The sequence below is a fragment of the Thomasclavelia sp. genome (genome assembly GCF_017889095.1).
Taxonomy (GTDB): Bacteria; Bacillota_I; Bacilli_A; order Erysipelotrichales; family Coprobacillaceae; genus Thomasclavelia.
In genome coordinates this window covers 1-8,090 of the sequence record NZ_JAGHEW010000369.1, presented here as the reverse complement: position 1 = coordinate 8,090, position 8,090 = coordinate 1, and the positions used below count along the sequence as shown (strand labels likewise).

Genomic DNA, 8,090 nt, shown 5'->3' with positions numbered 1-8,090 from the left:
TGTATTACAGATAGAGATATTATGCCGGATTGTGCACCAGGAATATGCATAGATAAAAAGTATACATCAGATAAGAAAACATGGCCAGAAAAGGTGAATCGTGCTTGGAGGACGGAAAGTGATTTTACGAAAGAAGCGGCAGAAGCACATTTGGAAAAGATAAAAGAGCGAGCTGATGGTCAAGGAGTACGGACATATGTTGCAGGGCATTGGACGTTGGAGTATGATCTAGCATATAAAGGACTGCAAAACAAAGATATGAAAGAAGTGCTTATAAATTCTCTTATAAAGGTTAGTTATGCTCCTCAAAATAGAACAAATAAGAAGGATGAATTAATAGATGATTTGAACAAATATCAGACAATAGAAGAACAAGCATCTTATTTTTATAGTTATTTTACTTCTAAAAAGGCATCAAAAGCTGATTTCGCACAACAATTTGCGTTTGAATTAGAAAAGAACTATACAGGAAAAGCAGATGCACTTAAAAAAACAATACCAGATTATTTGGTTAGTGCGATTGAATATGCAACTAAGGGGTGAATTTATTGGAGATTGAAAAAATAAAAGATATTGAAATTACTGATGACGATATAAAGTGGGTAGAAATGGCAATGGGCGGGAAAATCCATTTTGATGAATCTAGAATTAATGTGATTAAAAATATGGATTCCGTGGATATACAAGCGTTTCCGGGAAGCGGGAAAACTACGATATTAGTAGCAAAGTTGGCCATTCTTGCAAAAAAGTGGCCATATTCAAACACAGGTATTTGTGTGTTATCACACACAAATGTTGCGCGAGAAGAGATTGAGGATAGACTTGGAAATAGCGAAGTTGGGCGAAGATTATTATCCTATCCACATTTTATAGGAACAGTACATTCCTTTTTTGATACATATGTTGTATTACCTTGGTTGCGATCCAATGGCTATAAAATAAATATAATTGACACTGATTATGCACGCACTTATAGGTGGGGCTTATTGCCATATAATACAAGGGCATATTTAGAGCGTCAACATAAAAATGAGGAGATTTGTGAATACAAAGATGCGATTGGCTCTATTGAATGGGAAAAGAATGGAGGCACGAAAGAAAATCTTTTATCAATTATTGAAAAAACTCAACATGAAGGTTATTTTACGTTTGGAGAAATGCTTTTGTATGCAAAACAGGCACTGGAAGAGTGGGAAGGGATTTCTTCCTTTATACAGCATCGATTTCCAATATTATTTATTGATGAGGCACAAGATACGGACACTTTTCAGTGGGAATTGCTAAAAAAAGCTTTTAGCGATGATGGTATAAAAAGTATTAGACAGGGATATGGAGATAGTAATCAGGCAATTTACAGCAATTTAATAGCTGACGATAAATTGTGTAATTTTCCAAGAGAGAATGCTTTAGTCTTAAGTGAAAGCAGAAGGTTTGATTCGTCAATAGCGAAGTTGGCAAATACTGTTGCTTTATCAAAAGCGCAAATGGGTGGTACAGAAAGCCTTTTTTGGGATAAAAGTATCAATCATACAATATTTTTATTTAAAAAAGAAAAGGCTTCGCAGGTTATAGATGAATTTGGACAACTAATTTTAGATACTTTTACAGATGAAGAGATGCGTAAGTATGAAAAAGAAGGATGCCATGTTGTAGGTATGGTCCATGATAAAAAAGAGGATACTTCCCAAAAACAATTTCCGAAAGGTATATATGATTATTGGGGGGCTTATGAGGCGAAAAAAGCAAATAAAAGAATTGTTCCTAAATATCTAATTGAATATTTTAGAATAGGAATATATGAATTTAAAAATACTGGAGAAAAAGCAATACAGGTTGAATGGATATGTAAAGGAATCAGAAGATTAATAAATAAAACTAAAGAATGTAATTATATTGCAGCTACGGGAAATATAACGGCAGCCTTGTTTAAGGTATTATCAGATGATAAGAAAGATGATTTTAGAAAGATGTTAATGAAACTGACAAATTTTCAAGTTTCAATTAGTAAAGATGAATGGAAAGATATGATCAGTATAATGAAACAGATTTTAAAACTGTTTGATATTACTTCTTATGAAAAGATAAAGAAATTTGGACAGTGGATAGAAGAACCAAAAGAAAAGGAATTGTTGGATGATGAGTCAAATATTAAAATATCGCCGAATCACTATTTATATATTGATTCGCGGACAAATCGGTTTGTAGATATGGAATTTGGTAGTATTCATTCTGTGAAGGGAAGGACACATTTAGCTACTTTAGTTTTAGAAACATTTCTACGTACACATAATATGAAATCAATACTAAAATATTTATGTGGAACACCACCTAATAAAATTAATTCAGCTCATCAAAAAAAATTAAAGTGTCAATATGTCGCAATGACACGTGCTAGGGCTTTGGTTTGTCTTGCGATACCGATAGATTTTGTAGATACTAAAGCACAGGAAAAATTGAAACAAATAGGATGGTCTTTGAGATTAGTTGAGTAGATGATATTGATTTTATTTAAAAGTAGGTTTTGACTATTAAGGGGGAATAAAAGAGTGCAGGAAAAAGGTAATTTAAATGGTTTCTTTGTTGCCATAGATGGACCAAATGGTGTTGGTAAATCGACGCTTATAGAGGCTATTAAAATTAGGATGGAATCATTGGGCTATATTGTGTATATCACAAAAGAGCCTACGAGTACGGAACTGGGTAGATTTATAAGATGCTTTGCTGAAGAACATTCAGGAATAAGTTTGGCTTGTTTGGTTGCAGCGGATAGATATGAACATATAAAAAACGAAATTGTTCCAGAATTAAAGAAAGGGAAACTGGTCATTACAGATAGATACATTTTATCTTCTTTAATTTTACAGGAAATGGATGGTGTCAGTGACGCATTCATTTTGGATTCGAATGCGGAAATTATAAAGCCGGATCTGCAATTGGCAGTATTTGCTGATGAAGAAATTCTACGGAAAAGATTAGCAGAGCGCAATGTATTGACTAGATTTGAAAGAGGTAATCAATCAAATAGAGAGCTTTATTACATGGAGAAAGGAATTGTAGAATTAGAAAAGGCAAATGTAAATGTTATGCGTATTAACAATAATGACAGTTTAAAACTCAATGTAGAAAAAGTGGTTTCTTATTTAATTGATAATTGGAGGAGTGCATGAAAAAATTTATTTTACTCAACTCACCTATTTTTTGGGATACCACAAAAGAAAAGGAACAGTATTTGCCACCGTTAGGGCTAGGGTATATTGCAACATACCTAGAGAGGGCGGGTATAAATGTTGAAGTTATAGATTGTGTAAAGGAAACAAAATCTGTCTCGGAGATAGTTAATCTTATTAACAAGATTAAACCTGATTACATAGGCATTAATATTTTTACGCAAAACTATGACAAGGTGAAATATATTATTGAAAATATAGAAACTGATTGCGAGTGTTTTATCGGGGGACAAGCTGTTAAGAGTATTTACAAAGAATTGCTACAATGGAATGTCAAAAATAAATTAGATATTATCATCGGTGAGGGAGAATTTATAATACCAGAACTTGTTTTGGGAAGTTGCATTCAAGAACCAGAAGTACAGAATGGTCGGATATTTGTATATAGAGTTAATAAAAACTCTATATATTTTCCTAAAGATATTTCAAATATATTTTTGAATAGGAAATATTTAGGAAACGAGATAATAGTTAATCATTATGGCGAAAAGGAAATAGCAATTATTACATCAAGGGGATGTGCATTTGACTGTGCATTTTGCGGAGGGGCTAAGAGTTTAAATAAAGATATAACAACCAGAATACGAACTAAAGAAAGTGTTACAGTTGAAATTAGTGATATATTATCTGTGTATCCAGATATAAAAAGTGTTCGGATTTTAGATGATTTATTCTTACGTAATGGTAAAAGTATAGATATGGCCAATAACATATTTTCGCAGTTTCCACAGTTAAGTTGGAGAGGAATGGCACATGTACTGTCTTTGATTGGTGTAATCGATAAAGTAAAAGAACTTCGGAATGGAAATTGCAAAGAATTATTTATCGGAATTGAATCTGGCTCAGAAGCCATAAGGAAGAAAATCAATAAATTAGGTAAACCAGATGATATTATCAGAGTTTCAAAGGAAATATTGCAAAATGGTATCGATTTAAAAGGATACTTTATCTATGGGTTTCCCAAAGAAACAAAGGAAGATTTTCAAAAAACATTTGAATTGGCTTCTAGAATAAAAGAAGTATCTCTAAATGCGCCAGGGAAGTTTAGAACAAGTGTGTTCCAATTTAGACCTTATCATGGCACACAATTATATAATGAAATAATGGAAGAAACAGGAATTATTCATGAATGCAGATTTAATGAAGAAATAAGTCATTTTGATGGTAGATCGCAGTTTAATTTCGATTTTGGAAATTATAGCGCAGAATCGGATGAATTGCTAAATGAATATATTATTAAAACACAGGAACTTACAGAGGGAGAACAATGATAGAACAAATACGTAAATGTCGAAAGTGTGGTTTATGTTTTAATCAAAAACCATTATTAGATGCGGAAAAAGAATGCCAAGTTTTTTGGGTTGGTCTTTCTGCAAAAAAGATATCATCTGATACAGAACTGCCTTTGTCGCCAGAGACTAATACGGGGATGCTGATACAAAAGATAGAAGAGATGTGTGAAGAGGTTAGTACTTATAAAACGAATCTAGTAAAGTGTCTTCCGTTGACAGAACAGCAAAAATTACGTTATCCTAATCGGAGGGAAATTGATAGTTGTTTTGAACATTTGATAAGTGAAATACATACAATGTCTCCCAAAATAGTTTTTTTGTTAGGGGAAAAGGTGTACTCATCCGTAGGAAAGCATTTAAAAATTGAATTCGAAAAATGGAATGAGTTTGAATATCACTTTAAAGAGTATAGAGGGACATATTATGTTCCAATACATCACCCGTCTTATATTTATGTTTACAAAAGAAAACGCATGGACGAATATATAGAAGGTGTGGAAAAAATAATAACCCAATTATTATAAGAAATTGATATGTTCCCTCTTACGACAATAGCACTAAAAACAGAGGTGGACTAAATCGGACGGAGTGATAGGGTAAATGACGTACTTCCTATTTCCTCGTGCCATGTAGAAAATGTAGTAATGATGGTACGGGCTGAAAAATAAGGAACTGAAAAAATGTAGGTGTTTTATTACTATTGCATAATAATATTAATGCAAGTTTAAATGATGCAAAATACGAATATACGATAAAGAAGTATTGTTCAAATGTGTGAAATATTTATTCAAGGTCACTTGGATATTAGCATACCAGAATACTCTAAAATTCATAAAGTTTATCTTGGACAACAATCTCGACTTTAAAGCTTACATATCGTTTGGCAAGAATGAAATCATAGAGAAAACAGTACTGCTTGTTGATTTGGTTAAGATTGTATAGAGTGACAATATGTTTCAATAGGTATTATATTAAATAATATGAGTTTGTAATTAGCACAAAAAACTTTTTTGTAGGTGATTACGTTGGCAAAAAAGAAGAATGACATAAGTATTCGCTCAAGTGCAGCAGAATATCTGACTTATGTTGTTTCTGTGGGTATTCAGGAAGGCAGCATTGAAATGCGCTATGAAGATGAAAATATATGGTTGACACAAAAAATGATGGCTACACTTTATGGTGTTGATGTGCGTACTATCAGTGACCATATCAAAAAATATATTCGGATTCGGAATTGGAAGAGTCGGCAACTATCCGAAATTTTCGGATAGTTCAAACCGAGGGATCCCGTCAGGTACAAAGAGAAACAAAACATTATAACTTACAGATGATCATTGCTGTTGGCTTCAAGGTAAACAATGAACGTGCAGTACAATTCCGTAAATGGGTAAACAGTATCGTAAAGGACTGTACCATCAAAGGTTGGGTTATAGATGATGAACGTTAAAAAAATGGTGGTTCAGTTTTGATGTTAGAATACTTTGATTGTTTGCTGGAACAAATTCGAGAAATTCGTTTATCAGAGCGTAGGTTTTATCAAATTTGGATTTGGCAGAAGACTGTGCAGAAAGACATATACCGATGACAATGGAAGATTGGAGCAAACGTTTGGATTTATTTTTGATGGCTGACGATAGAAAGGTTTTACAGGATGCTGGAAAGATCACGGCAGAGATTGCATAGTACAAAACCGAAACAGAATTTGAAAAATATCGTATCATTCAAGATAGATTATTTATACCAGACTTTGATAAATATTTACTTGAGCTAGAAAAGAATTCAAAGAAGTAAAAAATCAATACGAATACTAGATATAAGTTTTATATTGACATATAAAGAATTTTTTGATGAAAAATGCATACTATATTTACGAAGTAAATAAAAATTGTTGTATTAATTAAAATAGGAATGTCAAGTACTGAAATCTATATTTTGAGTAAAAAGGATTATACAGGTAGTAACTGTATAAATAATGTTGACATTTCTCAGTTTTAAAGAGTTAGGTTTAAATTTAATTCTCACGATGAAATATCGTTATAAGAAAGAGTTAGGAGATTACCAAGAGTTTTTGATACTCTTGGTTTTTATATTAAATTTTATGAATATAAAAAAACACAGTATCAATTTATTAAAAATAAATACTACTGTGTTCAGGCTGTTGACAAAGTCGGTTTTTCAAACCGGCTTTGTCATACAGCCTTTTATATTTCCCACAAATGAATAAAAAAAGAGTAATTTTAATATTTTAATATCTAAAATTACTCTTATTTTAGCTTTATTTTACCACTTTGAATACACTGGAATTTTTAATTTTTCAAATTGGTAGTTTGTCAACACTCTGAACACAGTATCAATTTATTAAAAATAAATACTACTGTGTTAAGATAAATTAAATACTTAATCTTACCATTTAAAATTATTTAATCCAGCGCCTATTTCAAAATGATACTTGACAATCCCTAAATCGATTTTACTATACGGTCCCATTTTAGCTTTGATTGATACTGTATTATCATCATTTAATGAAATAATAAATTTTTGCTGATTAAGGGCGGTTGGTGCTAGTAGTGCAGCATCAATACCATTAATAAACCATTTGGGTGGTGTTGTTTTGGTTTTCATAACTTTTTCTCTTGGTTTAGATTTATGCTTAGTACCAGAGGTGACGCCATAACCAATAGCAATGACAATACATAATTTTTCATCTTGATTAAGTTTAAAATGAGCTTTTTGCTTACTATATGTCATCGCTACCCAACAGGTATTTAAACCTAATGTTTGTGCAAAAAGAACGATTTTTTGACCATAATAACCGCATTTTTTGGCTAAATTAGCTTCTTTTTTACCAACTAAAGCAATATAGTTTTTAACTCCAGAAAACTTACCATAATGAGCCATCAAACTATTAAAAGCATTGGGCTCATCTAAAATTAATTGTATATGCAAGTCGCTTTCTTGATTGCATTGATCGATAAATTGGGATAAATCTTCTTTTACTTTACCTTCAATTGGTTTATTAGTATATGCTCTTACTGAATGTCTATTTTTGATTGCTTGTAATAAATCCATTTTAATATCTCCTATAAAATAATTGTTTGTGATTTGATTAGCGATTTCAATTATTCAACTACCATTATATTTACTTTTAGATATGATATAAAGCAAATAATATCATGCTTTGTAATTAATTACAGTTATAATTGAGTAGTTTAATTGTATCACTTTTTGCAATAAACGACCATTTGCAAAGAAACTTTAGATAAAGTTTATAATTAATCAAATGAATTTAAATTAATTTTTCTTAACTTATCTTTATTTAATCACTTATTTACAAACCGTATTTTAAGAAAGATTAATGATTATTAATTAATTAAAATTTTCATTAATTATTAAAGAAAAATATGTGATTAATTTGTTATAAAGTGGTGCAAAATGGTTGCTTGAATACTAATAATAAAGTAGAATTTAGATGTATACAAGAGTATATATAAATTTAAAAAGATTGGAGGGAAAAAAGAAAATGGTTTTAAAAAGAAGATTTTCAAAAAGCATTTTGATCATGTTTTTATGT

The 8,090-nt window shown here is 31.1% G+C and carries 9 protein-coding genes; 8 read left to right on the top strand and 1 reads right to left on the bottom strand.

Going from position 1 to position 8,090, the window contains the following annotated elements:
- The 8 genes from J7M77_RS15600 to rhuM (J7M77_RS15565) form a co-directional block, all read left to right on the top strand.
- On the top strand, positions 1–543 hold a 543-nt coding region (locus tag J7M77_RS15600), incomplete at its 5' end, for a hypothetical protein (RefSeq protein WP_296880240.1).
- Positions 544–548: 5 nt separating this feature from the next.
- Positions 549–2,492: a UvrD-helicase domain-containing protein gene (locus J7M77_RS15595; RefSeq protein ID WP_296880239.1), complete on the top strand. Its 1,944-nt coding sequence runs from the start codon at positions 549–551 to the stop codon at positions 2,490–2,492.
- A gap of 54 nt (positions 2,493–2,546) precedes the next feature.
- Positions 2,547–3,167, top strand: a complete 621-nt coding sequence (tmk, locus tag J7M77_RS15590) for a dTMP kinase (protein WP_296880237.1) — start codon at positions 2,547–2,549, stop codon at positions 3,165–3,167.
- Entirely contained in the window at positions 3,164–4,498 is a 1,335-nt protein-coding gene (locus J7M77_RS15585) for a radical SAM protein (RefSeq protein WP_296880235.1), read from the top strand. Before tmk ends, J7M77_RS15585 begins: the two co-directional genes overlap by 4 nt.
- Positions 4,495–5,043: a uracil-DNA glycosylase family protein gene (locus tag J7M77_RS15580; protein ID WP_296880233.1), complete on the top strand. Its 549-nt coding sequence runs from the start codon at positions 4,495–4,497 to the stop codon at positions 5,041–5,043. The genes J7M77_RS15585 and J7M77_RS15580 overlap by 4 nt, the downstream gene beginning before the upstream one ends.
- Positions 5,044–5,544: 501 nt before the next feature.
- Positions 5,545–5,790 carry a hypothetical protein gene (locus J7M77_RS15575; RefSeq protein ID WP_296880231.1) on the top strand — a complete coding sequence of 82 codons (246 nt, stop codon included), beginning with the start codon at positions 5,545–5,547 and terminating at the stop codon, positions 5,788–5,790.
- Entirely contained in the window at positions 5,754–5,966 is a 213-nt protein-coding gene (rhuM, locus tag J7M77_RS15570; protein ID WP_296880229.1) for a RhuM family protein, read from the top strand. The genes J7M77_RS15575 and rhuM (J7M77_RS15570) overlap by 37 nt, the downstream gene beginning before the upstream one ends.
- Before the next feature lie 95 nt (positions 5,967–6,061).
- Positions 6,062–6,202 (top strand): RhuM family protein, encoded by a 141-nt coding sequence (gene rhuM, locus J7M77_RS15565; RefSeq protein WP_296880227.1) that lies wholly within the window; start codon positions 6,062–6,064, stop codon positions 6,200–6,202.
- 720 nt (positions 6,203–6,922) lie between these two features.
- Here rhuM (J7M77_RS15565) and J7M77_RS15560 read toward each other — a convergent pair.
- Positions 6,923–7,588, bottom strand: coding sequence for a nitroreductase family protein (locus J7M77_RS15560; RefSeq protein ID WP_296880225.1), 666 nt, complete (start codon positions 7,586–7,588; stop codon positions 6,923–6,925).
- Between the last annotated feature and the right edge of the window lie 502 nt (positions 7,589–8,090).